Origin of the sequence: Variovorax sp. TBS-050B, from assembly GCF_029893635.1 — a bacterium.
Taxonomy (GTDB): domain Bacteria; phylum Pseudomonadota; class Gammaproteobacteria; order Burkholderiales; family Burkholderiaceae_C; genus Variovorax.
This window is the reverse complement of record NZ_JARXYR010000002.1, coordinates 1,896,692-1,923,448: the sequence shown is the minus strand read 5'-3', so window position 1 is coordinate 1,923,448 and position 26,757 is coordinate 1,896,692. Positions and strand designations below refer to the sequence as shown.

General features: G+C 70.6%; 28 protein-coding genes. 11 read left to right on the top strand and 17 right to left on the bottom strand.

The features are described 5' to 3' along the window. The first annotated feature begins 4 nt into the window (after window positions 1–4). Window positions 5–532 (top strand): CinA family protein, encoded by a 528-nt coding sequence (locus M2165_RS12100; RefSeq protein ID WP_280814871.1) that lies wholly within the window; start codon window positions 5–7, stop codon window positions 530–532. Window positions 533–541: 9 nt separating this feature from the next. Here the strand turns inward: M2165_RS12100 and M2165_RS12095 are convergent, their stop codons facing one another. After that, window positions 542–1,741 (bottom strand): twin-arginine translocation pathway signal protein, encoded by a 1,200-nt coding sequence (locus M2165_RS12095; RefSeq protein WP_280814870.1) that lies wholly within the window; start codon window positions 1,739–1,741, stop codon window positions 542–544. A gap of 134 nt (window positions 1,742–1,875) precedes the next feature. Next, window positions 1,876–2,373 (bottom strand): LuxR family transcriptional regulator, encoded by a 498-nt coding sequence (locus tag M2165_RS12090; RefSeq protein WP_280814869.1) that lies wholly within the window; start codon window positions 2,371–2,373, stop codon window positions 1,876–1,878. Window positions 2,374–2,777: 404 nt separating this feature from the next. Here M2165_RS12090 and M2165_RS12085 point away from each other — a divergent pair, with 404 nt between their 5' ends. Together M2165_RS12085 and M2165_RS12080 are read left to right on the top strand one after the other, a co-directional pair. Next, window positions 2,778–3,272, top strand: a complete 495-nt coding sequence (locus M2165_RS12085; RefSeq protein ID WP_280814868.1) for a nuclear transport factor 2 family protein — start codon at window positions 2,778–2,780, stop codon at window positions 3,270–3,272. Beyond that, window positions 3,269–3,586, top strand: coding sequence for a GNAT family N-acetyltransferase (locus M2165_RS12080; protein ID WP_280814867.1), 318 nt, complete (start codon window positions 3,269–3,271; stop codon window positions 3,584–3,586). The genes M2165_RS12085 and M2165_RS12080 overlap by 4 nt, the downstream gene beginning before the upstream one ends. Before the next feature lie 15 nt (window positions 3,587–3,601). Here the strand turns inward: M2165_RS12080 and M2165_RS12075 are convergent, their stop codons facing one another. Beyond that, on the bottom strand, window positions 3,602–4,387 hold the full coding sequence (locus tag M2165_RS12075; protein ID WP_280814866.1) for a YecA family protein: 786 nt from the start codon (window positions 4,385–4,387) through the stop codon (window positions 3,602–3,604). A 55-nt stretch (window positions 4,388–4,442) separates the two neighbouring features. On the opposite strand from M2165_RS12075, the gene M2165_RS12070 reads away from it, so the two are divergent. Together M2165_RS12070 and M2165_RS12065 are read left to right on the top strand one after the other, a co-directional pair. Further along, window positions 4,443–6,158, top strand: a complete 1,716-nt coding sequence (locus M2165_RS12070) for an FMN-binding glutamate synthase family protein (protein WP_280814865.1) — start codon at window positions 4,443–4,445, stop codon at window positions 6,156–6,158. Next, window positions 6,155–7,057, top strand: coding sequence for a hypothetical protein (locus tag M2165_RS12065; protein ID WP_280814864.1), 903 nt, complete (start codon window positions 6,155–6,157; stop codon window positions 7,055–7,057). The genes M2165_RS12070 and M2165_RS12065 overlap by 4 nt, the downstream gene beginning before the upstream one ends. Here M2165_RS12065 and M2165_RS12060 read toward each other — a convergent pair. After that, window positions 7,054–7,506: a putative toxin-antitoxin system toxin component, PIN family gene (locus M2165_RS12060; protein WP_280814863.1), complete on the bottom strand. Its 453-nt coding sequence runs from the start codon at window positions 7,504–7,506 to the stop codon at window positions 7,054–7,056. The two genes, M2165_RS12065 and M2165_RS12060, sit on opposite strands and share 4 nt — an antisense overlap. 72 nt (window positions 7,507–7,578) lie before the next feature. Here M2165_RS12060 and M2165_RS12055 point away from each other — a divergent pair, with 72 nt between their 5' ends. Continuing rightward, window positions 7,579–8,004 carry a surface-adhesin E family protein gene (locus tag M2165_RS12055; protein ID WP_280814862.1) on the top strand — a complete coding sequence of 142 codons (426 nt, stop codon included), beginning with the start codon at window positions 7,579–7,581 and terminating at the stop codon, window positions 8,002–8,004. Between the two features lie 9 nt (window positions 8,005–8,013). Here M2165_RS12055 and M2165_RS12050 read toward each other — a convergent pair whose 3' ends face one another. Beyond that, on the bottom strand, window positions 8,014–9,246 hold the full coding sequence (locus M2165_RS12050) for a THUMP domain-containing protein (protein WP_280814861.1): 1,233 nt from the start codon (window positions 9,244–9,246) through the stop codon (window positions 8,014–8,016). Window positions 9,247–9,316: 70 nt separating this feature from the next. Between M2165_RS12050 and M2165_RS12045 the strand changes: the two genes are divergently transcribed. After that, complete coding sequence (locus M2165_RS12045; protein WP_280814860.1) at window positions 9,317–9,961, top strand: LysE family translocator; 645 nt, start codon at window positions 9,317–9,319, stop codon at window positions 9,959–9,961. Between the two features lie 7 nt (window positions 9,962–9,968). Here M2165_RS12045 and M2165_RS12040 read toward each other — a convergent pair whose 3' ends face one another. From M2165_RS12040 to argS, 6 genes are all read right to left on the bottom strand, one after another. Next, window positions 9,969–11,555, bottom strand: a complete 1,587-nt coding sequence (locus M2165_RS12040) for an RNA polymerase factor sigma-54 (protein WP_280814859.1) — start codon at window positions 11,553–11,555, stop codon at window positions 9,969–9,971. A gap of 64 nt (window positions 11,556–11,619) precedes the next feature. Next, entirely contained in the window at window positions 11,620–12,396 is a 777-nt protein-coding gene (gene lptB, locus M2165_RS12035) for an LPS export ABC transporter ATP-binding protein (RefSeq protein ID WP_280817524.1), read from the bottom strand. A gap of 23 nt (window positions 12,397–12,419) precedes the next feature. Further along, window positions 12,420–13,121 (bottom strand): lipopolysaccharide transport periplasmic protein LptA, encoded by a 702-nt coding sequence (gene lptA, locus M2165_RS12030; RefSeq protein WP_280814858.1) that lies wholly within the window; start codon window positions 13,119–13,121, stop codon window positions 12,420–12,422. 147 nt (window positions 13,122–13,268) lie between these two features. After that, complete coding sequence (locus M2165_RS12025; protein ID WP_280814857.1) at window positions 13,269–13,916, bottom strand: thiol:disulfide interchange protein DsbA/DsbL; 648 nt, start codon at window positions 13,914–13,916, stop codon at window positions 13,269–13,271. 152 nt (window positions 13,917–14,068) lie between these two features. Next, window positions 14,069–14,818: an SPOR domain-containing protein gene (locus tag M2165_RS12020; protein WP_280814856.1), complete on the bottom strand. Its 750-nt coding sequence runs from the start codon at window positions 14,816–14,818 to the stop codon at window positions 14,069–14,071. Window positions 14,819–14,826: 8 nt separating this feature from the next. After that, entirely contained in the window at window positions 14,827–16,512 is a 1,686-nt protein-coding gene (gene argS, locus M2165_RS12015; RefSeq protein ID WP_280814855.1) for an arginine--tRNA ligase, read from the bottom strand. A gap of 130 nt (window positions 16,513–16,642) precedes the next feature. Between argS and M2165_RS12010 the strand changes: the two genes are divergently transcribed. Beyond that, complete coding sequence (locus M2165_RS12010; protein ID WP_280814854.1) at window positions 16,643–16,987, top strand: hypothetical protein; 345 nt, start codon at window positions 16,643–16,645, stop codon at window positions 16,985–16,987. 111 nt (window positions 16,988–17,098) lie between these two features. On the opposite strand, the gene M2165_RS12005 is transcribed toward M2165_RS12010, so the two are convergent. The 4 genes from M2165_RS12005 to M2165_RS11990 all read right to left on the bottom strand — a co-directional run bounded on the left by M2165_RS12005 (window position 17,099) and on the right by M2165_RS11990 (window position 20,755). After that, a complete protein-coding gene (locus M2165_RS12005) occupies window positions 17,099–17,551 on the bottom strand; it encodes a DUF2214 family protein (protein ID WP_280814853.1) in 453 nt (150 codons plus the stop codon). Window positions 17,552–17,628: 77 nt separating this feature from the next. After that, window positions 17,629–18,600, bottom strand: a complete 972-nt coding sequence (locus tag M2165_RS12000; RefSeq protein WP_280814852.1) for a LysR family transcriptional regulator — start codon at window positions 18,598–18,600, stop codon at window positions 17,629–17,631. Between the two features lie 27 nt (window positions 18,601–18,627). Continuing rightward, complete coding sequence (locus M2165_RS11995) at window positions 18,628–19,824, bottom strand: CoA transferase (protein ID WP_280814851.1); 1,197 nt, start codon at window positions 19,822–19,824, stop codon at window positions 18,628–18,630. After that, complete coding sequence (locus M2165_RS11990; protein WP_280814850.1) at window positions 19,814–20,755, bottom strand: hydroxymethylglutaryl-CoA lyase; 942 nt, start codon at window positions 20,753–20,755, stop codon at window positions 19,814–19,816. Before M2165_RS11990 ends, M2165_RS11995 begins: the two co-directional genes overlap by 11 nt. 116 nt (window positions 20,756–20,871) lie before the next feature. On the opposite strand from M2165_RS11990, the gene M2165_RS11985 reads away from it, so the two are divergent. The 3 genes from M2165_RS11985 (at window position 20,872) to M2165_RS11975 (ending at window position 25,510) form a co-directional block, all read left to right on the top strand. Then, the gene (locus tag M2165_RS11985) at window positions 20,872–21,615 is read left to right on the top strand and encodes a helix-turn-helix domain-containing protein (RefSeq protein ID WP_280814849.1); all 744 of its coding nucleotides are present in this window, start codon (window positions 20,872–20,874) and stop codon (window positions 21,613–21,615) included. Between the two features lie 369 nt (window positions 21,616–21,984). Beyond that, on the top strand, window positions 21,985–24,162 hold the full coding sequence (locus tag M2165_RS11980) for a malate synthase G (protein WP_280814848.1): 2,178 nt from the start codon (window positions 21,985–21,987) through the stop codon (window positions 24,160–24,162). Window positions 24,163–24,274: 112 nt separating this feature from the next. Beyond that, complete coding sequence (locus M2165_RS11975; RefSeq protein WP_280814847.1) at window positions 24,275–25,510, top strand: MFS transporter; 1,236 nt, start codon at window positions 24,275–24,277, stop codon at window positions 25,508–25,510. A 13-nt stretch (window positions 25,511–25,523) separates the two neighbouring features. Here M2165_RS11975 and M2165_RS11970 read toward each other — a convergent pair whose 3' ends face one another. Further along, on the bottom strand, window positions 25,524–25,739 hold the full coding sequence (locus M2165_RS11970; RefSeq protein WP_280814846.1) for a hypothetical protein: 216 nt from the start codon (window positions 25,737–25,739) through the stop codon (window positions 25,524–25,526). Between the two features lie 297 nt (window positions 25,740–26,036). After that, window positions 26,037–26,723 (bottom strand): RraA family protein, encoded by a 687-nt coding sequence (locus M2165_RS11965; protein WP_280814845.1) that lies wholly within the window; start codon window positions 26,721–26,723, stop codon window positions 26,037–26,039. Window positions 26,724–26,757 lie beyond the last annotated feature (34 nt).

Sequence of the window (26,757 nt, the reverse complement as noted above, 5' to 3'; positions counted from 1 at the left end):
CCCGATGCAACCGACGCTTCCTCCGCAGCCTTCCGCCGATGCCGACACGCCTGCGCTGGTCGCGGCGCTGGCCGAACTGCTGCTCGACAAAGGCTGGACCATGGCCACGGCCGAAAGCTGCACCGGCGGGCTGATCGCGGGCGCCTGCACCGAACTCGCGGGCTCCAGCGCCTGGTTCGACCGCGGCTTCGTCACCTACTCGAACGCGGCCAAGACCGAGATGCTGGGCGTGGATGCGGCGCTGATCGCGGCCCATGGCGCCGTCAGCGAACCCGTGGCGCGCGCGATGGCCGAGGGCGCCGCCGCGCGCTCGGGCGCGCGCGTGGCGGTGGCGGTGACGGGCGTGGCGGGCCCGACGGGCGGCAGCCCCGAGAAACCCGTCGGCACCGTGTGGTTCGGCTGGTCGGTCGACGGCCAGGTGCGCACCGAGCGCCGCCGCTTCGACGGCGACCGGGCCGCGGTGCGCGCGGCCACGGTGCAGTGCGCGCTGCAGGCGCTGGTGGTGCTGCTCGGCCAACCCGGCCGGACCTGAACCGGCCGCTCAGGCCCGCACGAAGGACTGCAGCGGCCGCCGCGGCGCGGGCGGCACGGGCGCCATCGGATAGCCGACGCGGCAGATCATCTGCAGCGTGGCACCCGCGCCGGCGCGGCGCGCATCGCATGCCGGCAGCGGGCCGCCGAGCAGCATGTCGTGCGCCGCCGCACGGTGCGGCGCCATCTCGGCAAATTCCTCCAGCGGCTGGCTCATCGGCTGCATGCCGAGCCCCAGGCCGGTGGCGTGCAGCTGCTGCCGCACGAAGGCGCGCCCGGCCTCGATCTGCTCGGTGCGGCTGTTGCCGCGCGTGCTGAGCCAGACGAAACCCATCGCCGTTGCGGCCTGTTCCTCGTGCATCCCCAGCATCTGCCTGAACCAGCCGCTGTCTTCGGGCGCCGGCGTGCTGCGGTCGAGCTGCCCGAGCGCCGCCGCCAGGCGCAGCGCCGGCTCGTTCACCGCCAGGCCGTCGCGGTGCGCGAGGATCTCCCGCGGCCCGATGCGCTGCTGCCGCAGGTTCTCGAGCCCGGTGCCCGGGGTGCTGATTTCCAGCCGCGCCGCCGCCATGCACAGCCGGCGCAGCGGCCGCACGCGCGCGGGATCGACCGTGCCGCCGGACTGCACCACCCCGTGCGCGGGAACCGCGGCGTCGAGCCCCTGCAGGACCTCGGACGAGACCGCGCGGCCGGTGTCGAAGCGCTGCCGCGGGGTGCGCCGGCGCAGCACGTGCGCGAACAGCGGATCGGGCGCGCCGCCGTCCGAAAGCCGCAGCCGTGCCACGGGCAGGTCGTGCCAGTGGCGCGGATCGCGGCCGGGCTCGCCCTGCGGCCAGAGCTGCACCACGGCGCGCAGGCCGTGCTGCGCCAGTGCCATCACCAGCAGCTCGATGAACGCGCCGTGGCCGATCAGCGCCTGGCGGCCGAACGGATCGCTCTCGAGATGCAGCCGTCCGCGGTCGCAGAAGAGCACGATCGCATCGGGTTCGCGCAGGTCTACCACCCAGGGCTGGGCGTTGTAGGCGGTCGGTGCCGTCACCGCATAGGCGATCGCACGGCGGCGCGGGTCGCGCTCGCCGCGGGGGCCCTGCCACGCCTCCAGCGCGGCGGCAGGCACCTCGTCGTTCAGCCACCAGGTCGCGAACGCCGTGGCTCCCGCCGCGACCACGATGCCACCTCCCAGAAGACGCACGAAATTCCGGCGTTCGCTCATGGCTCCATTCCTCGAATGCGCTGCCGCGGGGCGCCCGTCGCGGGGCCTCGCATGCGCTTCGCGGCGATTGAAGCAGCGGCGCGCGCGGCCGGCGCGCCACCCCTGTCGGTTGCGACAGGGGTCCTCCGGTCCGCTCAGGGATGCAGAAGGCCGAGCGCCAGCGCGCGTGCGCAGGTGGCCATGCGCCCCTGCGTGTCGAGCTTGCGGGCGGCGCCGTCGAGATGGAAGTAGACCGTGCGCTCGCTGATGTTCAGGATCTCGGAGATGTCCCAGGTCGACTTGCCGCTGGCCACCCAGTGCAGCACCTCGCGCTGCCGCGCGCTCAGGCGCGGCACGTGGCGATCGCCCTGCAGGCGGCGCACGGTCGAATGCAGGCAGGAAGCGAAGTAGTTCATCGGCCCGAGCGTGGAGCGCAGTTCGCGCAGATCCGCGGTCGCGTCGGTGGTGAGGGTCATGAAGGCCCAGTGGATGCCCGGCGTCCAGAGCGGAACCGTCAGGCCGGCCTTGAGGCCGTGCTCGCCGGCACTGCGCAGCAGCCCCTTCGCGCGCTGGCCGATGTCCATGCGCGTGTGGCTGACCTCCCCGAGCCAGCTCCACGCGGTGGCGGGCATGCCGGCGCGCACGTGCTGCACGCGCGCATCGGCCGCTTCGCCGGCGCTGCTGCGCAGCGACGCGTAACGCGTCCTGGCCCAGTCCTCGGGCAGGTCGTGGGAAGAAGAAGAGCGGATCGCCGCCCGCCGGTTCCGGCACCGGCGCAGGCCGTTTCAGCACGTAGGCGCAGTGGTTGAAGCCCATGGCCGCCATGGCGCTGCGGCTGATGCGCTCCACCTCGGCGAGCGTGCGCGCCGCCAGAACCGCCTCGATGAACTGCCAGTCGTTGAGCGCTTCCGCCATGATGTCGCCTCCGGGCGGGCCGCTGTCGGGACCCGCGTGTCGTGCACGGCGCGCGCGTCGGCCGCGCGCCGTCTATGATGCCGCGCCGCAGGGACGTTCCCGCGGCCGGCATCGTCCATCGTACAAAACAAGGAAGGGCCTCATGACAGCAGAAGCCAACGCCCGGACCATCGAGCGCTTCTACGACGCCTTCTCGCGGCTCGACGCCCGCACCATGGCCGCCTGCTACGCGGACGACGCGGCCTTCGACGACGAGGCCTTCTCGCTGCGCGGCCGCCGCCACGTGGGCGGCATGTGGCGCATGCTCTGCGACGCGACGCGCGCCAAGGGCGCCGACGTCTGGCAGCTGCGCTGGCGCGACGTGCAGGCCGACGAGACGAGCGGCCGGGCCCACTGGGACGCACACTACCGATTCAGCAGCACCGGCCGGCTGGTCGACAACAGCATCGACGCGCGCTTCGGCTTCACGCCCGAGGGGCTGATCGCCACCCACCGCGACAGCTTCGATTTCTGGCGCTGGTCGCGCCAGGCGCTCGGCGCGCCCGGGCTGTTCCTCGGCTGGACGCCGATGCTGCGCAACAAGGTCCGCGCCACCGCGGCCGCCAATCTCGCCACCTACCTCGCACGCGAACCATGACCGACAAGACCCCCCTCGCCATCGCCGACAACGCCGCCCAGCACCGCTACGAAGCCATGCTCGACGGCCAGCTCGCGGGCTACGCCGAATACAACCTGCTGACCGACGCGATCATGTTCACGCACACCGAGGTGCTGTCCGCCTTCGAGGGCAAGGGCGTGGGCTCGGGCCTCGCGCGGCATGTGCTCGACGACGCCCGCGCGCGCGGGCTGCACGTGATCCCGGTGTGCCAGTTCATCGCGGGCTACATCCGCAAGCACCGCGAGTACGCCGACCTCGTGCGGGCCGACATCCAGCGCGCCTTCAAGATCTGAAGCGGCCGGCCGCGGCTACTGGCCGTGGCACTTCTTGTATTTTTTTCCGCTGCCGCAGGGGCAGGGATCGTTGCGGCCGGGCTCTGCGTCCTTCCGCACCGACTGCACGCGCGGGCCCAGGCTCTTCCAGAGCTGGCGCAGGTCGTAGACGGCCCAGATCGCGGCGCCGAAGTCGTCGAGCCGCTGCTGGCTCACGCTCGGCGGGGCGTCGTCGCTGTACATCGAGAGCGTGGGCTTCGCCTTGTCGTCCTCGGTCAGCGCGACGATGTTGTCGAGCGCGTCGTCGAGCATCTGCGCGGCTTCCTTGTCGCGCGGCGCGGCCCATTCCTCGGGCCAGTTCTCGACCGCGTACATGAAGCCGAGCGCCCACACCTGGGCGAACGAGGGAATTTCCTCGCCCTCGACCTCTGCGCGCTCCTCCTCGGGCAGCGAGGCGATCGCGCCGCGGGTGTCGAGCACCTCGGGCTGCCAGCTGCGCTCGTCCTCGAGCGACTGCACGTCGGCGTCGAGGCCCTGCTCGATCTCGCGCCAGCGGCGCTTCCAGTTCCAGACGAACTCCATGTGCTGCGCGGGCACGAAGCCGTCGCCGAGCAGCACGGGCCAGTATTCGGCCGGCTCGATGGCGCGGCGGGTGCAGATCAGCGCGGCCATGAAGCCCTCGCAGAATTCCCACTGGGGGATTTCCTCGTCGTGCTCGCGCATGGCGTCGAGCGCCTGGTCGAGCGCATCGAAATCGTCGGGGCCGAGGGGCTGGAGGGCGGCGGTGGCGGGGGTCGGGGGGGTGTCGGGGGAAGTGGTCATGGCAAGTCCGGAGCAGCCCTCTATGATGCAGCAGGCCGGCCGCCTTCTCCTTCCCATGCCCACGATGACTCCTTTTCTTCCGACGCGCTACACCGCCTTCGCCCTGTGCGTGGCCGGCCTCGCGGCCAGCCTGGCCGCCGTGCTGCTGGCGCCGCACCTGTGGGGCGCCTGGCTCGGGCTGGTGGTCTTCGCGGTGCTCAGCGGCACCGGCGTGCACGACCTGCGGCAGACGCGCCACGCGATCCTGCGCAACTACCCGGTGATCGGCCACCTGCGCTTCCTGCTGGAGTTCATCCGGCCCGAGATGCGGCAGTACTTCATCGAGAGCGATTCCGAGGCCGCGCCGTTCTCGCGCGCCCAGCGCTCGCTGGTCTACCAGCGCGCCAAGGGCGAGCCCGACAACCGGCCCTTCGGCACGCAGCTCGACGTGACGGTTTCGGGCTACGAGTGGATCAACCACTCGATGCGGCCGACCCGGCTGGAGAACCACGATTTCCGCATCGTGATCGGCGGCACGCCGCATTCGGTGGAAGGCGGCACGGCGCACGCGGCGGCCGACCATCCCTGCACCCAGCCCTACAGCGCGAGCGTGTTCAACATTTCGGCCATGAGCTTCGGCGCGCTCTCGGCCAACGCCATCCTCGCGCTCAACCAGGGCGCGAAGATGGGCGGCTTCGCGCACGACACCGGCGAGGGCTCGATCTCGCAGCACCACCGCGTGCACGGCGGCGACCTGATCTGGGAGATCGGCTCGGGCTACTTCGGCTGCCGCAACGACGACGGCAGCTTCAACGCCGAGCGCTTCAGCGCGAACGCGCGCGATCCGCAGGTCAAGATGATCGAGATCAAGCTGAGCCAGGGCGCCAAGCCCGGCCACGGCGGGGTGCTGCCGGCGCCCAAGGTCACGCCCGAGATCGCCGCCGCGCGCGGCGTGCGCGTGGGCGTGGACTGCGTCTCGCCCGCGGCGCACAGCGCCTTCGGCACGCCGATCGAGATGATGCATTTCATCGCCCGGCTGCGCGAGCTCTCGGGCGGCAAGCCGGTGGGCTTCAAGTTCTGCCTCGGCCATCCGTGGGAGTGGTTCGCGATCGTCAAGGCGATGCAGGCGACCGGCATCACGCCCGACTTCATCGTGGTGGACGGCGCCGAGGGCGGCACGGGCGCCGCGCCGGTCGAGTTCAGCGACCACGTGGGCGCGCCGCTGCAGGAGGGCCTGCTGCTGGTGCACAACACGCTGATCGGCGTGAACCTGCGCCACCGCATCAAGCTCGGCTGCGCCGGCAAGGTGATCACGGCCTTCGACGTGGCGCGCATGATGGCGCTGGGCGCCGACTGGTGCAACGCGGCGCGCGGCTTCATGATGGCGCTGGGCTGCATCCAGGCGCAGACCTGCCACACCGGCCACTGCCCCACGGGCGTGACCACGCAGGACCCGGTGCGCCAGCAGGCGCTGGTGGTGCCCACCAAGGCCGACCGGGTGCGCAACTTCCACCGCAGCACGCTGCATGCGCTGCAGGAACTGGTGCAGGCCGCGGGCCTCGACCATCCGCAGCAGATCACCGCGCACCACATCGTGCGCCGCATCTCCGACACCGAGGTGCGGCTGCTGAGCAACCTCGTGATGCAGGTGCAGCCCGGCGCGCTGCTCGGCCCGCTCGACAAGCAGCACAACGTGTTCCGCACCTACTGGCCGCTCGCGAGCGCGGAGAGCTTCCAGCCGCTGACGCAGGCGCAGCAGGGCCTGGTGTCGAACATCGCACTGGCCGCATGAATCCCTTGCGACGCGGTTCGGCGCGGCTGCAGAGCGCGAAGGGGGTCGCATCGGCGCCGGCGCCGCTGGGCGGGCCGCAGCCCCCGGCGCCCGCGCCCGGCGACTATGCGGAATTCCTGCGCACCATGCTGCCGCGGCAGCAGAAGAACGTGGCGAGCCACCGCTTCGGCGGCGAGCGCGTGTGGCTCAAGAAGGCCGGCCCGCGCCACGGCAAGTGGGGCTACCGGGTGATGGCGGCGGTCGCGCGCATGGCACGGCTCGACATCATCAAGCCCGTGCCCAACCCGGGCGGCGAGGCGGCGATCGCGACCGAGGCGCGGCGCCTGCGCCAGCTCGCGGCCGCGGGCCTGCGCGTGCCGGCGGTGCTGGCGCAGCAGGCCGACGGGCTGCTGATCTCCGACCTCGGCGAGAGCGGCCGCGCGACCGTGGTGCTGCAGGAGCGGCTCGACCAGGCCGCGGCGGCCGGGCCGGCGGCGCTGCTCGCGGTCTGGCGCGAGGGCCTGGCCGCGATCGCCAAGGTGCACGCCTGCGGCCAGCACCTGAGCCAGGCCTTCGACCGCAACCTGGTGCAGTGCCCCGACGGCGTGATCGGCTACATCGACTTCGAGGACGACCCGTCGGAGGTCATGACGCTGGCCGAGTGCCAGGCGCGCGACTGGCTCAGCTTCCTGCATTCCACCGCGATGATGCTCGAGGCCGCCGCGCCCGAGGCCGCGGGCCAGCACTGGCATGCGGCGCTGGCCGAGGTCGACGAGGCCGTGCGCCGCCGCATCGCCGAGGCCGCGCGCCGCATGAAGTGGGCCCAGCGCCTGCCCGCGAGCCGCCGCTGGGGCCGCGACACCCAGCGCGTGCGCGCGGTGGCGCGGCTGCTCGGGCGCTGGTACGGCGCCGCCGTCTAGCCGATCGCCAGCACCGCCTGCACCACCACGCCCTGCGCGGCCAGGCGCTTGCGCATCGTGAGCACCGCCTGGTCCTTGCTCAGCAGCCGGGCGCGCCGTGCCACGGCCAGGTCGATGAAGACCTGGTCGTCGGGGTCCTTGCAGACGCAGGGCGCGCGCGGCGGTGTCTCGTCGAGCATCAGCACGCGGGCATCGAAGGCCGCGAGCACGGCCTGGGCCGCCATCTCGCGGCGCGCGAGCCGGGCCGCGATCAGCGGGTAGCCGAGCACCCGGGCGAGCTCGTCGCGCATCGCGCGCGTGGCGAGCCAGCGCAGCTCGCCCGCGGCCAGCGCGGCAGCGAGCGGCAGGCACTCGGGGTTGTCGAACACCAGAAGGTCGAGCGCGATGTTGGTGTCGATCACCACCGGGCCGCCCGCGCCCGCTGTTTCGGAATGTAGGAAGTCTTGCACGATGGAAGTACCCCGATCTTGCACCATGCGGCCTGCCGCCCCGCCGGCAAACGCGGTATGGTCTGGTTCCCGATGACCAAACACCTTCCGTTGCTGCTCGCCCTGACCGCCGGCTGGCCCGCCCATGCCGAATGGCTCACGCTGGGCGGCTCGGCCGGCGATGCGGGCAACAGCTACGTGCAGGTCGATCCGACCAGCGTGGTGGTGGACGGAACGAAGCGCCTCATGGCCGTGCGGCTCAGCCTGGCGGCGCCGCGCGTCACGCGCGACGGGATCAAGTTCCGTTCCTTCAGCGGCCAGGCGAGCATCGACTGCGAGGCGCGCAGCGCACGCTACGTGGGCGCGACCTATTTCGCACAGCCGAACTTCGTCGGCGAGCCGATCGCGGTCAAGGTCTTCGAGCCCGACGACGTGCGACCGATGAACTTCGACGGCGCGCCGGGCGATCTCGCGACCCGCACGGTGAACGCAGCCTGCGGCGTCACGGGGACCCGGTAGGCCGGGGCGCTACGCCGGCTTGCGCGCCGAGCCGGCCACCATGTCGAAGCGGAACAGCCGGCATTCGATCGGCCCGTTCCACATCGGCACGCGGCGCGATTCCTTGAGCCGCATGCGCTTCGGCAGCTTCAGCTCGGGCGTGAGCACCCAGGCGGTCCAGCCCGGGTAGTTCTTCTTCCAGTGCGAGGCGAGCTGCGCGAAGAACTCGCCGCCGTCGTCGCCGCCCTCGCCGGTCTGGGCCGCCTCGCGGGCGCCGGAGCGCGCCACGCCGCCGACCTCGATGCGCTCGCCGTACGGCGGGTTGAGCATGATCACGCCGCCGTCGGCCGGCGGCATGCGCTGCAGCGCGTCGCCGCCGCGGAACTCCACCGCCTGCGAGACGCCCGCGCGCTCGGCATTGCGCTCGGCGAAGTCGACCATGCGGTGCGAAACGTCGGAGCCGAAGATCGCCACCGCGTGCGGCCGCGCGGCCGCTTCGGCCTCGCTGCGGATCGCGTTCCAGACATGGGCCTGGAACGGCAGCAGCTTCTCGAAGCCGAAGCGCCGGAGCGACCCGGCCGGGATGCCGCGCGCGATCTGCGCCGCCTCGATGGCGATGGTGCCGCTGCCGCAGCAGGGGTCGTAGAGCGGCTGCGCGCTCACCTCGCCGGTCTCGGGGTTCCACCAGCCGCTGGCGGCCAGCATGGCGGCGGCGAGGGTTTCCTTCAGCGGCGCATCGCCCTTGTCCTGGCGCCAGCCGCGCTTGAAGAGCGGCTCGCCGCTGGTGTCGATGTAGAGCGTGCAGGTGTCGGTGGTCAGGTGCGCGAACACGCGGCAGTCGGGCCACTGGGTCTCGATGCTCGGGCGCACGCCGTTCGCCTTGGCGCGGAAGCGGTCGGCGATCGCGTCCTTGATGCGCAGGGTGGCGAAGTTCAGGCTCTGCAGCGGGCTGTGCTGCGCTGTGGTCTCGATCTTGAAGGTCTGCTTCGGCGTGAACCAGATCTCCCAGGCCACGCCGCCCGCGATGGCGTAGAGGTCGTTTTCGCTGCGGTAGGGCGCGTGGGCCAGTTCGATCAGCACGCGTTGCGCGAGCCGGCTGTGCAGGTTGAGCCGCAGCGCATCGCGCCATTCGGCGCGCACCCGCACGCCGCCGCGCAGCATCAGCAGGTCGTTGCCGGCGCGGCCGGTGATCGCATGGACTTCCGCGGCGAGGAATTCCTCGACGCCGGCGGCGCAAGGCAGGAAAAGGGAAAGATCGTTCACGGGAGGTTCGCCATCATCGGCCGGCAGGGGATTGCATTGTCGCAGCGCGCCCGGGGCTATGCTGCGCGCCATGAACGAGATCATGGTTCCCCTCCTGGGCATCGCGGGTGCGATGACCATCGGCGCGATGAGCCCCGGCCCGAGCTTCGTCATGGTGGCGCGCACCGCCGTCTCCTCCTCGCGCGGCGACGGCCTGGCCGCGGCGCTCGGCATGGGCGCGGGCGGCATCGTGTTCGCCATCGCGGCGCTGGTCGGGCTGCAGGCGGCCTTTCTCGCGGTGCCGGCGCTGTACCTGGCGGTGAAGCTCGCGGGCGGCGCCTACCTGGTGTACCTGGGCGTGCGCATCTGGCGCGGCGCGCGCGAACCGCTCTCGGTGCCGCAGCAGGCGGGGCCGGCCGGCACGCGCGGCCATGCGCGGCGCGCGTTCCTGCTCGGCATGGGCACGCAGATCAGCAACCCCAAGACCGCCGTGGTCTACGCGAGCATCTTCGCGGCGTTCCTGCCGCGCGAGGTGCCGCTCGCGCTGGCGCTCGCGGTACCGGTGGCGATCTTCTGCATCGAAACGGCCTGGTACGCCATCGTCGCGCTCGCGCTGTCGTCGGCGGCGCCGCGCGCCGCCTACCTGCGCTACAAGGCCTGGATCGACCGCGCGGCGGGCGGCGTGATGGTGCTGCTGGGCCTGAAGCTGCTGGCCTCGGGCGTGCGCGAAGGCTGAGCGGCGGCTACAGCGCCTTGCGCAGGTTGGCCGGCGCGATGCGCAGGGCCTCGCGGTACTTGGCCACGGTGCGCCGCGCGCATTCGATGCCCTGCTCCTTGAGCATCTCGGAGATCTGGCTGTCCGACAGCGGCTTCTTGACGCTCTCCGAACTCACGAACTGCTTGATCAGCGCGCGCACCGCGGTGCTCGAGGCGTTGCCGCCGGTCTCGGTGCCGAGCGCCGAGCCGAAGAAGTACTTGAGTTCGACGGTGCCGAAGGGCGTGGCCATGTACTTGGCGGTGGTCACGCGCGAGATGGTCGACTCGTGCAGGCCGAGCTCGTCGGCGATCTCGCGCAGCACCAGCGGCCGCATCGCGAGCTCGCCGTGCACGAAGAAGCTCTTCTGGCGTTCGACAATCGCATTCGACACGCGCAGGATGGTGTCGAAGCGCTGCTGGATGTTCTTGATGAACCAGCGCGCCTCCTGCAGCCGCTGCGAGAGCGCCTGGCTGCCCTCGCCCTTGTGCGACTTGAGCGCGCTGGCGTAGATGTCGTGCACGCGCAGGCGCGGCATCACCTCGGGGTTGAGCATGACGCGGAACTTGGCGTTGGTGCCGCGGCCGACCTTGGTGACGATGACATCGGGAATGACGATGTTGCGCTCGACGTCGACGAAGCGCCGGCCCGGCTTGGGTTCGAGCCGCGCAATCACCTGCAGCGCCGCGCGCACGAGTTCCTCGCTGCTGCGCGTGAGCGTGGCCAGGCGCTTGAAGTCGCGCCGCGCGAGCAGTTCGAGCGGCTGCTTGCAGATCGCGAGCGCGGTCTTGCGCACCAGCGCCTGTTCCTCGGTCTCGTCCTCGCTCGCCATCTGGCGCAGCTGGATGCTCAGGCACTCGCCGAGGTCGCGCGCGCCCACGCCCGCGGGCTCGAGGCTCTGCAGCAGGCCGAGCGCCACCTGGAAGTGGTGCACCAGTTCGTCGAACTGGTCGTTGTCGTCGCCCGCGAGGCCCGAAGCCAGCGCCGGCAGCGAATCCTCGAGGTAGCCGTCGTCGTTGAGCGATTCGATCAGGAAGCGCAGCGCGGCGCTGTCGTTCTCGTTGAGGCGCAGGCTCAGCGCCTGCCGGTGCAGGAAGGACTGCAGCGACTCCTGGCTGCGTGCGAGCTCGGTGGCGTCGGCGCGCTCGTCGTCGCCGAGGTTGTTCTGGCGCGCGGGCGCATCGCCGCCCCATTCGCTGTCGTCGGGCGCCATGTCGACGGTGCCGTCGCCTTCCCAGTCGGGCTCGTGCTCGGCGATGTCGGCAGCGGGGCCGTCGGTTTCGGCGGTGGTGGCGCTGGCGGTCTCCGTCGCCGCAGTGCTCGCCGCGGCCGGCGCGGCGGCGAACTCGCCCTCGGCCGCCTCGTCGCGCGGCACCGGCGTGTCGACCGCATCGAGCCCGAATTCCTCGCGCGCGGCTTCTTCCGCGGTGCGTTCGAGGAAAGGGTTCTCGTCGAGCATCTGCTCGACCTCCTGGCTCAGCTCGAGCGTGGAGAGCTGCAGCAGCCGGATCGACTGCTGCAGCTGCGGCGTCAGCGCCAGATGCTGCGAGACGCGAAGGGACAGCCCCTGCTTCATCCCGCCATTCCCCCGCAGGCTGCGCGCATGCCGGCAAGGCTTGCCTTGGACCCGAGCGACACGATCACATCCGGAAGTGCTCGCCGAGGTACACCCTGCGTACTTCGGCGTTGTCGACGATCTCCGATGGCGTGCCTTGTGCCAGCACATGCCCGTCGCTGATGATGAAGGCGTGATCGCAGATGCCCAGCGTCTCGCGCACGTTGTGGTCGGTGATGAGCACGCCGATGCCGCGTTCCTTGAGGAAGCTGATGATGCGCTGGATCTCGATGACGGCGATCGGGTCGATGCCGGCGAAGGGCTCGTCGAGCAGGATGAAGCGCGGCTGCGTGGCCAGTGCGCGCGCGATCTCGACCCGGCGGCGCTCGCCGCCCGAAAGCGCGAGCGCGGGCGAATCGCGCAGGTGGTCCACGCGCAGGTCGGCGAGCAGCGCGGCGAGGCGTTCCTCGATGCGCTGCCTGGTGAGCGGCGCGGGCTTGCCGTTCGGGCCGGGCTCGCGCTGGAGCTCGAGCACGGCGCGCACGTTCTCTTCGACCGTGAGCTTGCGGAAGATCGATGCTTCCTGCGGCAGGTAGCTCAGGCCCATGCGCGCACGGCGGTGGATCGGCATGTGGGCGATCGGCTCGCCGTCGATGTCGATCTCGCCGGCATCGGCGCGCACCAGGCCGACGATCATGTAGAACGAAGTGGTCTTGCCGGCGCCGTTGGGGCCGAGCAGGCCCACGACCTCGCCCTTCTGCACCTCGAGCGAGACGTCCTTCACGACCCTGCGGCTGCCGTAGCTCTTCTGCAGGCCGCGCACCACGAGGCGGCTGCCGGCCGCGCCGTCGGCGCTCGGGATGGCGGTGGCGGTGTCGGCTTGGGTCACTTGCGCCCTTCGCCGTCGAGGGTGGTGGACGAACGCAGACCGGCGCCCGGTGCGGGCTGCGGGGCCGCGGGCGCGGCGGGCTTGCCCGCGCCGGGGGCGGCGCCTGGGGTGGCCGACTTCGGCGTCAGGATGGTGCGCACGCGCCCGCCCGAGGAGGCGTTGACGGCGGTGTTCGGCGGCACGGTCGAGCCGTTGACGGTGTAGGTGTCGTTGCTCTGGTCGTAGACGATGAGCGCGCCCTGGCTCTCGTCGTTCGGCGTGGCGCCGAGCAGGCGGCGCATCACGGCGTTGCGGATGAACTTGACGTTGTCGGCGCGGCTGTCGTACTCGATGACCTCGGCCTCGCCCTCGATCCACTCGTCGGGCGCATTGCGCTTCTGCTTGTAGTAGGCGCGCTTGCCGGGCGCCGCCGTGACCACGCCGTACTGGTAGCCCTCGGCATCCTGGCGCACGTCGATGCGCGCGCCGCGGATGATGATCGTGCCCTTGGTGACCAGCACGTTGCCCGTGAACACGCTGGTCTGCTTGAGGTCGTCGTAGCGCATCGCGTCCGACTCGATGTTCATCGGCTTGCTGCGGTCGGCGGTTTCGGCCTGGACACCCGATCCGAGGCCGGCCAGCAGCAGCACGCCCGCGGCCAGCCGGCCGAGGCGACGAAGAAGGGGGGTGGTGGAGTGGGGGTAGGAGTGCGATGTCATAGAGGCACGAAACTTGCTCTGCATTGTATGCGCCGAAGGCGGCCGGCCCCGCACGCGCCGATGAAAAAGCCCGCTGTCGCGGGCCTTGACATTCCATTGGGAAACACCGCGGACCGGACCGTGGGGCCCGACCGCGGAGAAGGCGCGTCAGCCCTTCTTGGCTTCGCCGACCAGGTACTCGGTGACCTGGAGCGCCTTGGTCAGGTTGCCGGCGGTCTCGCCGTCCACGTACCAGCGGCCGGCCACGGCCAGCGCCGGAACGCCGGCCACCCGGTAGGCGTCCGTGAGCTGCGCCGCGCGCTTGGCCTTGCTCGCCACGCCGAAGGAGGTGAAGGTCTCCTTGAACTTGGCACCGTCGAGGCCGTTGGCGGTCGCCCAGGCGATGATGTTGGCGTCGCCGTTCACGTTCTGGCGCTGCTGGTGGATCGCGTTGAACACCTTGGGATGGAACTCGTCGACCTTGCCCATGGCCTCGAGCGTGTAGTAGAGGCGCTGCTTGGCCTCGACGTCGTTGCCCACGAAGGGCACGGGCACGCGGCGGAAGGCCACGTCCTTCGGCGCCGACTTGAGCCAGGCTTCGAGCTGCGGCTCGAAGGCGTTGCAATGCGGGCAGTTGTACGAGAAGAACTCGATCACCTCGACCTTGCCCGACGGCGCATCGACCGGCACGCGCTTGTCGAGCACGAGGTAGTCGGTGCCGGCCTTCGGCGCGCGCGCCTGGGCATGCGCCCCGGTGCCGGCCAGCGAAAGCAGACCGAGCGAAGAGGCGGCCAGCGAAAAGTCACGACGTTTCATGAAAGGGTTCTCCAGTTGTACGGCAGACTGAGCCGGCGCGCGGCGGGGAGTTCCCTGCCGGGTGGCGCGCCTGCGGCATGCGAAGGGCGGCGGCGGATGCGCCGCGGCGAAGCTTAAGGGGTGTTCGTGGCAGTCCGCTGTTTGCGGTTGTTCTAGCGCTGGACGCGCACCAGGGCCGATTCGAGCCCGCCGCTGTCGAGCCGTTCCTTCAGGCGATCGGCCTCGTCCTTCTTGTTGAAGGGACCCGCCCGAACCCGGTAGACCGTTCGGCCGGCCTGTTCGCGCTCGGTCACGCGGGCCTCCACGCCCATGAGCGAGAGCTTGGCGCGCTGGGCCTCGGCGTCGTCGTTGGTGCGGAAGGCGCCGGCCTGCACGAAGTACATGAAGGGGTCGGCCCCCGAAGCCGCGGCACTGTTGCCGCCGCTGCTGCTGGGCGCGGCCGAAGCGACCGTGGTGCTGTTGCTGCCGCCGGCACGCGCGCGGGCCAGGTCGCCGAGCGGATCGTTCGACGGCGGCAGCGCATTGGCTTCGGCCGGCACGGGGGCCGGGCGCGCGGGCTTCGGGGCGACGACCACCGGCACCGGCGGCGCGGGCGGCGGGGTGCCGGGGGCCACGGCGGTGGTGCTGCTCTCTCCGCCGGCCGGGGCCACAGGGCCGGTGGCCGCGGGGGGCTTGGGCTGCGCGCCCGACTTGCCCGCGAGCGGCGCGTTCGGGTCCCAGTCGCGGTTCTTGCGGGCTTCGGCCTCGTCCTGCTCGGCGCCGCCGCGCTGCGTCTTGGTCACGAACGGGATCGGCACCTTGGTGACGTAAACCGCGATGCCCAGCGCGACGCCCAGCCCGAGCACCAGGCCGATGATCAGCCCGATGACGATGTTGCCGCGTTGTCTGCTTGTCTTCTTCATGGTGGGGTTCACATCTTGCTCGGCGCACTGACGCCGAGAATCGCGAGGCCATTGTGCAGCACCTGCGCCGTCGCGGCGACCAGCGCGAGGCGCGCCAGCTTGACCTTCTCGTCGTCCACGAGGATGCGTTCCGCGTCGTAGTAGCTGTGGTAGCTGGCCGCGAGTTCGCGCAGGTAGAAGGTGACGTCGTGCGGCGCGAAATCCTTCGCCGCCGCCGTCAGCATGGCCGGGTACTTGGCGAGCTGCAGCATCAGCGCCTGGGCCGCCGGGCTCTCGAGCGGCGACAGGTCGACGCCGGCGAGCAGCGCGGTGTCGCCGCCCCAGCCCGCGAGCACCGAGCGGATGCGCGCATGGGCGTACTGCACGTAGTAGACCGGGTTGTCGTTGTTCTTGGCCACCGCGAGGTCGACGTCGAAGGTGTATTCGGTGTCGGGCTTGCGGCTCAGCAGGAAGAAGCGCACCGCGTCGGTGCTGGTCCATTCGATCAGGTCGCGCAGCGTGACGTAGCTGCCCGCGCGCTTGCTGATCTTGACCTCTTCGCCGCCCTTCATCACGCGCACCATGGTGTGCAGCACGTAGTCGGGGTAGCCCGCGGGAATGCCCACGCCCGCCGCCTGCAGGCCGGCGCGCACGCGCGCGATCGTGCCGTGGTGGTCGGTGCCCTGGATGTTGATGACCTTGTGGAAGCCGCGCTCCCACTTGGCGATGTGGTAGGCGACGTCGGGCACGAAGTAGGTGTACGTGCCGTCCTGCTTCTTCATCACGCGGTCCTTGTCGTCGCCGTACTCGGTCGACTTGAGCCACAGCGCGCCGTCCTGCTCGTAGGTCTTGCCCGCGGCGACCAGCTTGGCCACCGCCTGCTCGACCCGGCCGCTGGTGTAGAGGCTGGACTCGAGGTAGTACTGGTCGAAGCGCACGCGGAAGGCCTGCAGGTCCAGGTCCTGCTCGCGGCGCAGGTAGGCCACGGCGAACTCGCGGATCGCATCGAGGTCGTCGATGTCGCCGGTCGCGGTGACCTCGCGGTCCTCGCACTTCACGGTCTTCTTCGCCTTGAAGTCCTCGGCGATGTCGGCGATGTAGTCGCCGTTGTAGGCCGGCGCCTTCTCGCCGCTCGGCCATTCGGCGTCGCCGGGCTTGAAGCCGCGCGCACGCAGCTGCGTGCTGTTGGCCAGCGTCTGGATCTGCACGCCGGCATCGTTGTAGTAGTACTCGCGCCAGACGGTCTCGCCCTGCGAGGCGCGCAGGTTGCAGATCGCGTCGCCGAGCGCGGCCTGGCGGCCGTGGCCCACGTGCAGCGGCCCGGTCGGGTTGGCCGAGACGAACTCGACCAGCACCTTCTCGCCGTTGGCGGGCTGTTGGCCGAAGGCTTCGCCCGCGGCGAGCACCTCGCGCACGATCTGCTGCTTGGCAGCGGTCTTGAGGCGGATGTTGAGAAAACCGGGGCCGGCGATCTCGATCGCTTCGACCCACTGGCCGAACACGGGCGTGGCGAGCAGCGCGGCGCTGAGTTCCTCGGCCAGTTCGCGCGGCTTGCGGCCGAGGGGCTTGGCGAGCTGCATGGCAGCGGTGCAGGCGAAGTCGCCGTGGGCGGCCACCTTGGGCGACTCGAAGGCGGCCTTGGCGCCGGCGCCGGGCGAGAGTGATTCGAGCGTGTTCGCGAGCGCCGCGAGCAGCTCCTGTTTGACCAATAGCATCGCCGGATTTTACCGGGGGCAAACCCCAGGCCGGTTGACATTCGTCATCCGATTGCTTCCCGCCCCCGTTAGGATGGCGGGCCCCGGGAGGGGCGCCTGTCACAACCTACCTTGAAGGACGGATCCCATCATGAAGAAGCTCCTTTCGCTGGTCGTTTCCACCGCCGCCCTCGGCGCCTGCCTCTCCTTCGGCGCCGCCCACGCGCAGGACAAGGCGGCCACCGCGCCCGCCACGGCTGCGCCCACCGCCTCGGCCGCCGGCGCCGGCTGCGAAGCCAAGGCCGTGGACAAGAACGGCAAGGCGCTCGCCGGCGCCGCCAAGGCGAGCTTCGTGAAGAAGTGCGAGAAGGAAGCCAAGTCCGCCGCGGCCCCCGCCTGCGCAGCGAAGGCGGTCGACAAGAACGGCAAGGCGCTGGCCGGTGCCGCGAAAAACAGCTTCATGAAGAAGTGCGAGGCCGACGCAGCCAAGGGTTGACCACCCCCGTCCCTCGCTCACTGCGCGTAGCTCGACTCCCCCCTCCAGGGGGCAACACCAGCGGCCCGGCAAAGCCGGTTCCGCGGTGTTCCTGGCTGGCTCTGGCTGCAGCTACTTGCCGAAGCCGCGCGCGAGGAATACGGCCACGAGCGGGATCACCGCAATCAGGTGCGCCTGCACCATCACCAGCTTCCGCGTCTTGCGCACCTCGTCCTCGGCCGGCAGCGTGCCGCTGGCGCGCAGGGTCTTGCGCCAGCGCAGGTAGGTCAGCGTGGGAAAGATCGACAGCACGCCGACGACGATGAAGAGCCCGAGCTTCACGTGCAGCAGCGGATTGGTCCAGTACCAGGCCGTGCCCTTCACGCCCCACCAGGTGCGCGCGATGCCGGTGGCGAGCACCGTGATGGCCGCGATGCCGTAGATCATGTCGACGCGCGCAAGGCGCTCGACCACGGCGGCATTGAGCCACTGCATGCGGCACAGCGCCGCTTCGCTGGAGATGAAGACGACCATCGTGAGGATGGCCAGCAAGTGCAGATAGGCGAGGATGGCTTCGAGGGTCATCGTGGCTTTCGTTGCGTCGTGGTTGCGCGGGAGGGTTGCTTGCAAATGCGAACGGATTGTGCCGCCACCGCGGGCTCTCAGCCCCTTCCGCCCCAGAATTCCGGCCGGCCGTACTGCGCCTTGAGGAAATCCAGCCACAGCCGCACGCGCAGCGGCAGGTGCTTGGTGCCGGCGAAGACGGCATAGATGCCGTTGGGCGGCGCGGCGAACTCCTCGAGCAGCGGCACCAGCAGGCCGGCGTCGATCTCGGCCTCGACCTCCCAGGTGCTGCGCCAGGCGATGCCGTGGCCCGCGAGGCACCAGTCGTGCAGCACCTGGCCGTCGGAGCAGTCGAGCGGGCCCTCGGGCCGCAGGTAGATCAGTTCCTCGCTGCCGCCGCCGCCCTCGCCCGCGGCGCCGCGTTCCTCGTCGCGCCCCTCGCCCGTGCGCGGCACGCGAAACGCCCAGCCGCGCGTCTGCGAGGCGTCGCTCGAGAGCGTGAGGCAGGCGAAGCGCGAAAGCTCGTTCGGATGCCGCGGCATGCCGTGGCGCCGCACGAACTCGGGCGTGGCGACGCAGCGGCGCCGGTTGTCGGCAAGCCGCACGCTGACGAGCGAGGAGTCCGGCATGTCGCCCACGCGCACCGCGCAGTCGAAGCTCTCGCCGCGCACGTCCACCACGCGGTCGCTGAGGTTGAGCGAGATCGTCACCTCCGGGTGCAGCGCGTGGAAGCGCGGCACCAGCGGCGCGACGTGGCGGCGGCCGAAGCCGGCCGGCGCGGTGATGCGCAGGTGGCCCGCGGCCTTGACGCCGCCGGCGCTCACGCTGGCCTCGGCATTGGCGAATTCGGTCAGCAGGCGCTGGCAGTCCTCGAGGAAGGCGCTGCCTTCGTGCGTGAGCGTGATGCGGCGCGTGGTGCGCACCATGAGCTTGACGCCGAGCCGCGCCTCGAGCGCATCGAGCCGCCGGCCGATGATCGCGGGCGCCACGCCCTCGGCCTTGGCGGCCGCCGTGAGGCCGCCGCGCGTGGCGACCGAGACGAAGGATTCGAGCTGCTTCAGGCGGTCCATGGCGCCCGAACTATATCGCCCGGGTTTTCAGCCCCCGCCGGCCCGCCGCGCCTCGAAGGCCGCGATCTCGGCCTCGCCGTAGCCCACCTCGCGCAGCAGCTCGGCCGTGTGCTCGCCGATGTGCGGCGGCTGCAGCCGGATGCCGGGGCGCTCGCCGTCGAGCGTGAACGGCATCAGCGGCACCTTGGCCATGTGGCCGTCGTTCATGCGCACGGGCGCGAGGCCGCCGGTGGCGTTGAGGTGCGGGTCGTCGAACAGCGCCTGCGGCTTGGTGATCGGCGCGAAGGGCAGCTCGTTCTGCTCGAACACCGCGGCGAGTTCGGCGGCGCTGCGGCCGGCGAGGTGCGAACGCAGCAGCGGCATCATCCACTCGCGCGCGCGCACGCGGTCGTTGTTGCTCGCCAGGCGCGGGTCGGCCAGCATCTCCTGGAGGCCGAAGGCCTTGCAGAAGACGGCCCACTGCTTGTCGCTGACCACCGCGAGGAAGATCTGCTCGCCGTCCTTGACGGTGAACACGTCGTACACCGCCCAGGCCGAGATGCGGCTGGGCATCGGGTCGGCGGCCTTGCCCGTGGCGGCGAACTGCATCATGTGCTGCGCGACGAGGAACACGTTGTTCTCGAACAGCGCGGACTGCACCTCGCAGCCCTTGCCGGTGCGCTCGCGCTGGCGCAGCGCGGCCATCGCGCCGATGGCGCCGAACATGCCGCCCATGATGTCGTTCACGCTGGTGCCCGCGCGCAGCGGATCGCCGGCGCGCCCGGTCATGTAGGCCAGGCCGCCCATCATCTGCACCACCTCGTCGAGCGCGGTGCGGTGGTCGTAGGGGCCGGGCAGGAAGCCCTTGTGGCTCACGTAGATCAGGCGCGGGTTCAGCCGCGAGAGCGTGTCGTAGTCGAGCCCCAGCTTCTTCATCGTGCCGGGCTTGAAGTTCTCGCTCACGATGTCGGCCGTGGCGACGAGGCGCAGCGCGGCCTCCACGCCCTCTGGCGTCTTGAGGTCGAGCGCGATGCTCTTCTTGTTGCGGTTGAAGGCCGGGAAGAAGCCCGAGCCCGAGCCGAGCAGCCGCCGCGTGGCATCGCCCTCGAGCGGCTCGACCTTGATGACCTCGGCGCCCAGGTCGGCGAGCAGCAGGCCGCAGGTCGGGCCCATCACCATGTGGGTGAACTCGACCACGCGCACGCCGGCGTACGGCAGGGGAAAGGATTTTTCTTCAGTGGACATGGGGAACGCTTCGCTGGGCGACGAAGCCCTTGGGCAGGCCGGCCTCGGGCGTCATGCCGTAGACCGGTTCGCCGGGCAGGCCGGCCATGAGCGGCGCACGCGCCGCGATGAGTTGCTCGATGTCGATGCCGGTGGCGATGCCCATGGCCTCGAACATGAAGACGAGGTCTTCGGTGACCGCGTTGCCCGATGCGCCGGGCGCATAGGGGCAGCCGCCGAGGCCGCCGAGCGAGGCGTCGAAGGTGCGCACGCCCTCGTCCCAGGCCGCGAGGCAGTTGGCGATGCCGAGGCCGCGCGTGTTGTGCATGTGGGCCGCGCCGGCATGCGCGCCGAGCTCGGCGCGCAGGCGCCGGAAGAGCCGCCGCACCTGCGCGGGATTGGCGTAGCCCACGGTGTCCGACAGCCCCGCCTCCTGCGCGCCGGCCTCGACGCACTGGGCCGCGAGGCGGATCACGTCGTCCTCGGGCACCAGGCCCTGCAGGGTGCAGCCGAAGGCGGTGGAGATGCCGGCCTCGAGCCCGACGTGCGGCGCGATCTCGTCGCGCAGCGCGGCGATGGCGCGCACTTCCTCGACCATCTCGGTCGGCGTCTTGCGCACGTTGGCGAGCGAATGCGCCACGCTCGCCGAGACCGGCATCGTGAGCTTGTGCGCGCCGGCCTCGAGCGCCGCCTGCGCGCCCCTGCGGTTGGGCACCAGCGCCATCACCGTGAGGCCCGGCAGCGTGACCGCATGGCGCACCACCTCGGCGGCGTCGGCCATCTGCGGCAGCAGCTTCGCGGGCACGAAGGAGGCGACCTCGATCTCGCGCACGCCGGCCGCGTGCAGCGCATCGATCCAGCGCAGCTTGTCGGCGGTCGGCATGGTGGCCTTGACCGATTGGAGGCCGTCGCGGGGGCCGACCTCGCTGATGAGGACGTCGGGAGGGGGCATCGCCGTACCGGGAGAGAAAAGAAAAGAGGAGGACCGCTTGATCGTTCTGTCAGACAGAACTATACTCCGTGGAACAGAATTACACCGCCGATCCACTTCCGCTGTCAAGCCGACCCATGCCGCGCAAAGCCCAGACCGAATCGGTGTCCGACCGCCTTGCCGCGCCCGGCGGCGCCGCCGCGGTCGATCGGGCGCTGAGCCTTCTGTCGGCCTTCCAGCCCGGCGACGAGACGCTGTCGCTCGCGCAGTTCGCCGAACGCACCGCGCTCTACAAGAGCACCGCGCTGCGGCTTCTGGCCTCGCTCGAGCATGCGCGGCTGATCCGCCGGCAGGCGGACGGCCGCTATGCGCTCGGGCCCGAGATCGCGCGGCTGCACGGGCTCTATGCGGCGGCGCAGTCGCTCGACCGCATCGTGCTGCCGGTGCTGCGGTCGCTGGCCGCGACCACGGGCGAAAGCGCGGCCTACCACGTGCGGCAGCCGCAGGGCGAGGGCTGGGTGCGGCTGTGCCAGTTCCGCGTCGATTCGTCGCACCTCGTGCGCGACCACGTGCGCGCGGGCGACCTGCTGCCCAGCGACCGCGGCGCGGGCGCGCGCGTGCTGATCGCCTGGGGCCCCGAGGCCGAGCGGCCGCGCGCGGCCGAAGAGGACCGCCGGCTGTACGACGCGATCCGCGCACAGGGCTTCTGCGCGCTCGTCGGCGACCGCACGGCCGAGCTCGCGGGCATCTCGGCGCCGGTGTTCCATGCCGACGGCAGCTTGGCGGCGGCCCTCACGCTGACCATGCCGACGCACCGCTACGACGCGCGGCACATTGCGCCGGTGCTCGCGGCGGCAGGGGAGCTCACCGGGCTGGTTTGAGGACGCGGAAATCGGACTTCCGGACGCAGAGGGCGCGAAGGTTGCGCGAAGTACGCGAAAGAACAGCCGAAAAATGGGGGGCCGCGGCGGGGTGATTCGGCGCACGACACCGGCCACCCCGAGCCTTCAAAAACTGGTATTCCTTTCGCGTCCTCTGCGAAACCTTCGCGTCCTTCGCGTCCGGCAGTCCGCATTTCCTCCCTCTCAACGCCCGCAATCCCGAAGAAACCGTCCGATTACCCTCATTTTTGTCATCGATTAATCACGCTTTCGATCATTACTGCGCATCGGGGTATGGAATAAAGTGCAGGTTATGGATGGCCCCCACGCCATCGCCTCGATCTCATCCGCTTCCAAGGAGAAAAGAACATGACCGCCCGCACCACCGTCCACCGGCTCCAGGTGGCGACCGAACTCCACCGCTTCATCGAGGACCAAGTGCTGCCCGCCAGCGGCGTGGCCAGCGACGTGTTCTGGAAGGGCTTCGATGCCATCGTGGCCGAGCTCGCGCCGAAGAACCTCGCGCTGCTCGCCGAGCGCGAACGCCTGCAGGCCGAGCTCGACGCCTGGCACAAAAAGAATCCCGGCCCGATCGCCGACATGCCGGCCTACCGCGCCTTCCTCGAGAAGATCGGCTACCTGCTGCCGCAGCCCCAGGGCGTGAAGGCCACGACCGCCAACGTCGACGACGAACTCGCGCTGCAGGCCGGCCCGCAGCTCGTGGTGCCGATCCTCAACGCGCGCTATGCGCTCAACGCCGCCAATGCGCGCTGGGGCTCGCTGTACGACGCGCTCTACGGCACCGACGCCATTCCCGAATCCGGCGGCGCCGAGAAGGGCCAGGGCTACAACCCGGTGCGCGGCGCCAAGGTCATCGACTACGCGCGCAACGTGCTCGACCAGGCCGCGCCGCTCGTCAACGGCTCGCACAAGAACGCCACCGGCTACAGCGTGAAGGACGGCCAGCTCGTCGTGGCGCTGCAGAGCAGCAGCACCGCGCTGGCCGATCCGTCGCAGTTCGTCGGCTACCAGGGCGATGCGTCGGCGCCCTCCTCGGTGCTGCTCAAGCACAACGGCATCCATCTCGACATCCGCATCGACCGCTCGACCCCCATCGGCAAGAGCGACGCGGCCGGCGTCAGCGACGTGGTGCTCGAAGCCGCGCTCTCGACCATCCTCGACCTCGAGGACTCGGTGGCGGTGGTCGATGCGGCCGACAAGGTGACGGCTTATGCCAACTGGCTCGGCATCGTGCAGGGCACGTTGACCGAGCAGGTCGCCAAGGGCGGCAAGACCTTCACGCGCGGCCTCAACCCCGACCGCGAATACACCGGCGCCGACAGCAAGCCGCTCAAGCTGCACGGCCGCTCGCTCATGTTCCTGCGCAACGTGGGCCACCTGATGACCAATCCGGCCGTGCTCTACGAAGGCGGCAGCAAGGAAATCCCCGAAGGCATCCTCGATGCGGTGGTCACGACCACCATCGCGATGATCGACCTGAAGCGCAAGGGCAACTCGCGCACCGGCAGCATCTACATCGTCAAGCCGAAGATGCACGGCCCGGCCGAAGTGGCGTTCGCGAGCGAGCTGTTCGGCCGCGTCGAGCAATTGCTCGGCCTGCCTGCCAATACGGTGAAGCTCGGCATCATGGACGAGGAGCGCCGCACCAGCGTGAACCTCAAGGCCTGCATCGCCGAGGCCGCCGCGCGCGTGGCCTTCATCAACACCGGCTTCCTCGACCGTACCGGCGACGAGATGCACACCGCCATGCAGGGCGGCCCGATGATCCGCAAGGGCGACATGAAGTCCAGCGCCTGGATCGCCGCCTACGAGAAGAACAACGTGCTCGTGGGCCTCTCGTGCGGCCTGCGAGGCAAGGCGCAGATCGGCAAGGGCATGTGGGCCATGCCCGACCTGATGGCCGCGATGCTCGAGCAGAAGATCGCGCATCCCAAGGCCGGCGCCAACACCGCCTGGGTGCCTTCGCCCACGGCCGCCACGCTGCATGCGCTGCACTACCACCAGGTCAACGTGGCCGCGGTGCAGCAGGAACTCGAGAAGATCGATGCCGACGCCGAGCGCGACAACATCCTGAACGCGCTGCTGCAGGTGCCGATCGCCGCCGAGGCGAAGTGGAGCGAGGCCGAGCGCCAGCAGGAGCTCGACAACAACGTGCAGGGCATCCTCGGCTACGTGGTGCGCTGGATCGACCAGGGCGTGGGCTGCTCGAAGGTGCCCGACATCCACAACGTGGGCCTGATGGAAGACCGCGCCACGCTGCGCATCTCGAGCCAGCACATCGCCAACTGGCTGCTGCACGGCGTGGTCACGAAGGCGCAGGTCGACCAGACCTTCCAGCGCATGGCCAAGGTGGTGGACGAACAGAATGCCGGCGACGCGCTCTACCAGCCGATGGCCGGCCATTTCGACACCTCGGCCGCGTACAAAGCCGCGCAGGACCTGGTATTCAAGGGCATCGAGCAGCCGAGCGGCTACACCGAGCCGCTGCTGCACGCCTGGCGCCTGAAGGTCAAGGCCGCGGCCTGATCGCGCGACCCGCCTTCGCGAAACGCGGCGCCTCCGGGCGCCGTTTTTCATGGCCCTTTTCATGGCCCGTTAGGATGCGTGGCGCTTTCCGTTCCTTGCTCCCCTCCTCCCCATGACACTCTCTCCGGCCGCATCACGCCCGGCCACTTCGATGCTGATCGTGCTGGCCTCGGCTTTCGCGCTGAGCCAGGCCTTCCGCACCGTCGGCGCGATGATGGCCACGCCGCTCGCGCAGCACTTCGGGCTCGGCGCGCAGGCGCTCGGGCTCTGGGCCGGCACCTTCCACTTCATGTTCGGCGCGACGCAGCTCGCGATGGGCGTGTCGATCGACCTCTACGGCGTGCGGCGCACGGTGCTCACCGCCTTTCCGCTCGCGATCGCGGGCGCGGTGCTGTGCGCGCTGGCGCCGAGCTTCCATGCGCTGCTGCTCGGGCAGGCGATGATCGGCATCGGCTGCGCGCCGGCCTTCCTGGCCTGCACCGTGTTCATCGCGCGGCACTTCGAGGCTTCGCGCTTCACCGCGATGTCGGGGCTGGCGATGAGCATGTCGGGCCTCGGCATCCTCTTCACCGGCACGCCGCTCGCACTGCTGATCGAGGCCGCGAGCTGGCGCGCGGGCTATGCCTGCCTCGCGGGCTTCGCGCTGCTGTCGTGGGTCTTCGTGTTCTGGCGCGTGCACGAGCCGGCGCGCGCGGTGCCGGTGCCCGCGGCCGGGCGCCAGTCGCTCGGCAAGGCGGTGCGCGAGCTGCTGCCGCTCTTCGCGATGCCGCACACGCTCGGACTGCTGTGCTTCGCCTGCGTCTCTTACGCGGCCTTCATCACGCTGCGCGGACTGTGGCTCGGCCCGGTGCTGCACGACCGGCACGGGCTGTCGCTCGTGAACGCCGGCAACGTGGCGCTGGTGATGACCCTCGCGGGCATCGTGAGCCCCGTGCTCTTCGGTCGCCTCGATCCGGGCGATGCGCGGCGCGGGCGCTGGCTCATGGTCTGCGCGCTCGTCGCCGCCGCGATGTTCGCGCTGATGGCCTGCACGCATTCGCTCGCGCTCGACATCGGCCTGCCGATCGTCTATGGGCTGCTCTCGGGCTACTCGGTGCTGCAGTACTCGTACACGCGCGCGGCCTATCCGGCGGCGATGACGGGGCGCGCGCTCTCGCTGCTCAACATGGCGATCTTCCTCGGCGTGTCGCTGATGCAGTGGACCACCGGCGTGGCTGCCTCGTGGGCCGGCGCGCACGGCGTCGAGGCGTACCGCGCGGTGTTCCTCACGATCACGGCCATGCTGGTGGCGGGCAGCACGGCCTTCCGGCTGCTGCCGCGCTCGCACGGGAAAGCCGCGGCCCGCTAGGGTCGGCGGTCCCTCAGTCCTCCTTCAGCTCGCGCGCCGCCTTCTGCAGCGCGACCTTCTGCGCGCGCCGCTCGGCGCGATGGGTGCGCAGGTGGCGCCCTGCCCCCTGGCTCGATGCGCGGCGCGCCATCGCGGCCACGACCGGGTTGCGCGGGGCCTGCCCCGGCATCGAAAAATAGAACCGGCCCAGACGCTTGTCGTCGTCGCGGGCCTTGCGTTGAGCACTCATGTGCACACACTCCGAATCAAAAACAAAAAGGCCCCGGCAATGCTTGCGCGCGGGGCCCTTGTCGATTCGGCCGCGGCGGGATGCGTGGATGCACCTCCGGCCGGGGCGGTCGGTGTGCGTCAGGTGTTCAGGAGACGGTTCATGGAGCTGAGGTGTCGCACGGGAGGTCGATCGTCGCCGTGCGCGCGGATGGAAATAAAAACTGTCGCTGAAAAAAGAAGGGCGGATTGTGGCGAGGCCGCCTGCGACGCGCAAGGCCTGCGCGCAGGGCTGTGGCGCACAGGCGACGCGACGCGCTCAGGACGCGGCCGACCCTTCGCGCTCGCAACCCCCGCGCTCGAGCGCCGCATCGATCCAGCGCCGGTCGTCCTCGCCCGCGAGGATCGCGCGCATCTTCTTCTCCTCCTGCTGGTGCTTGGCGGTCGCGGCCCGGAACACGGCCTCCGTCTGCGCATGCGGCACGCAGAGCACGCCGTCGTCGTCGCCGAGCAGCAGGTCGCCCGGCTCGATCACCATGCCCTCGATGGCGATCGGCACGTTGATCTCGCCCGGCCCGTCCTTGTAGGGCCCGCGGTGGCTCACGCCGGCGGCGAACACCGGCAGTTCCTGCGCGCGGATCCATGCCAGGTCGCGCACCGCGCCCCAGAGCACCAGCCCGGCGATGCCGCGCACCTTGGCATGGCTGATCATGAGTTCGCCGATGAGCGAATTGCTCAGGTCGCCGCCGCCGTCGACCACCACCACGTCGCCCGGCTGCGCGAGGTCGAGCGCCTTGTGGATCATCAGGTTGTCGCCGGGCCGCGTCTTCACGGTGAGGGCCGCGCCCGCCATCGCGCCGCCCCGGTGCAGCGGGCGCAGGCGCGCGCCGCCGGCCGTCATGCGGTTCATCACGTCGCTCACGTTGGCCACGGGCAGTTCGCGAAAGCGCGCCACGGTGTCGGCGCTCACCGCGCGGCGGCGCTGCAGGATTCGGAATCCGATCATCGGAAATCTCCAGGAAGTGAAAAAGAAGAAAGAG

Coding starts and splice junctions, on each gene's coding strand:
- M2165_RS12095 (WP_280814870.1), bottom strand. CDS start 1,741: ATGAGCGAACGCCGGAATTTCGTGCGTCTTCTGGGAGGTGGCATCGTG.
- M2165_RS12085 (WP_280814868.1), top strand. CDS start 2,778: ATGACAGCAGAAGCCAACGCCCGGACCATCGAGCGCTTCTACGACGCC.
- argS (WP_280814855.1), bottom strand. CDS start 16,512: ATGCTATTGGTCAAACAGGAGCTGCTCGCGGCGCTCGCGAACACGCTC.
- M2165_RS11985 (WP_280814849.1), top strand. CDS start 20,872: ATGCCGCGCAAAGCCCAGACCGAATCGGTGTCCGACCGCCTTGCCGCG.
- M2165_RS12020 (WP_280814856.1), bottom strand. CDS start 14,818: ATGAAGAAGACAAGCAGACAACGCGGCAACATCGTCATCGGGCTGATC.
- M2165_RS11970 (WP_280814846.1), bottom strand. CDS start 25,739: ATGAGTGCTCAACGCAAGGCCCGCGACGACGACAAGCGTCTGGGCCGG.
- M2165_RS12000 (WP_280814852.1), bottom strand. CDS start 18,600: ATGGACCGCCTGAAGCAGCTCGAATCCTTCGTCTCGGTCGCCACGCGC.
- M2165_RS12055 (WP_280814862.1), top strand. CDS start 7,579: ATGACCAAACACCTTCCGTTGCTGCTCGCCCTGACCGCCGGCTGGCCC.
- M2165_RS11995 (WP_280814851.1), bottom strand. CDS start 19,824: ATGTCCACTGAAGAAAAATCCTTTCCCCTGCCGTACGCCGGCGTGCGC.
- M2165_RS12045 (WP_280814860.1), top strand. CDS start 9,317: ATGAACGAGATCATGGTTCCCCTCCTGGGCATCGCGGGTGCGATGACC.
- M2165_RS11980 (WP_280814848.1), top strand. CDS start 21,985: ATGACCGCCCGCACCACCGTCCACCGGCTCCAGGTGGCGACCGAACTC.
- M2165_RS12075 (WP_280814866.1), bottom strand. CDS start 4,387: ATGACCACTTCCCCCGACACCCCCCCGACCCCCGCCACCGCCGCCCTC.
- M2165_RS12010 (WP_280814854.1), top strand. CDS start 16,643: ATGAAGAAGCTCCTTTCGCTGGTCGTTTCCACCGCCGCCCTCGGCGCC.
- M2165_RS12025 (WP_280814857.1), bottom strand. CDS start 13,916: ATGAAACGTCGTGACTTTTCGCTGGCCGCCTCTTCGCTCGGTCTGCTT.
- M2165_RS11990 (WP_280814850.1), bottom strand. CDS start 20,755: ATGCCCCCTCCCGACGTCCTCATCAGCGAGGTCGGCCCCCGCGACGGC.
- lptA (WP_280814858.1), bottom strand. CDS start 13,121: ATGACATCGCACTCCTACCCCCACTCCACCACCCCCCTTCTTCGTCGC.
- M2165_RS11975 (WP_280814847.1), top strand. CDS start 24,275: ATGACACTCTCTCCGGCCGCATCACGCCCGGCCACTTCGATGCTGATC.
- M2165_RS12040 (WP_280814859.1), bottom strand. CDS start 11,555: ATGAAGCAGGGGCTGTCCCTTCGCGTCTCGCAGCATCTGGCGCTGACG.
- M2165_RS12005 (WP_280814853.1), bottom strand. CDS start 17,551: ATGACCCTCGAAGCCATCCTCGCCTATCTGCACTTGCTGGCCATCCTC.
- M2165_RS12080 (WP_280814867.1), top strand. CDS start 3,269: ATGACCGACAAGACCCCCCTCGCCATCGCCGACAACGCCGCCCAGCAC.
- M2165_RS11965 (WP_280814845.1), bottom strand. CDS start 26,723: ATGATCGGATTCCGAATCCTGCAGCGCCGCCGCGCGGTGAGCGCCGAC.
- M2165_RS12065 (WP_280814864.1), top strand. CDS start 6,155: ATGAATCCCTTGCGACGCGGTTCGGCGCGGCTGCAGAGCGCGAAGGGG.
- M2165_RS12070 (WP_280814865.1), top strand. CDS start 4,443: ATGCCCACGATGACTCCTTTTCTTCCGACGCGCTACACCGCCTTCGCC.
- M2165_RS12100 (WP_280814871.1), top strand. CDS start 5: ATGCAACCGACGCTTCCTCCGCAGCCTTCCGCCGATGCCGACACGCCT.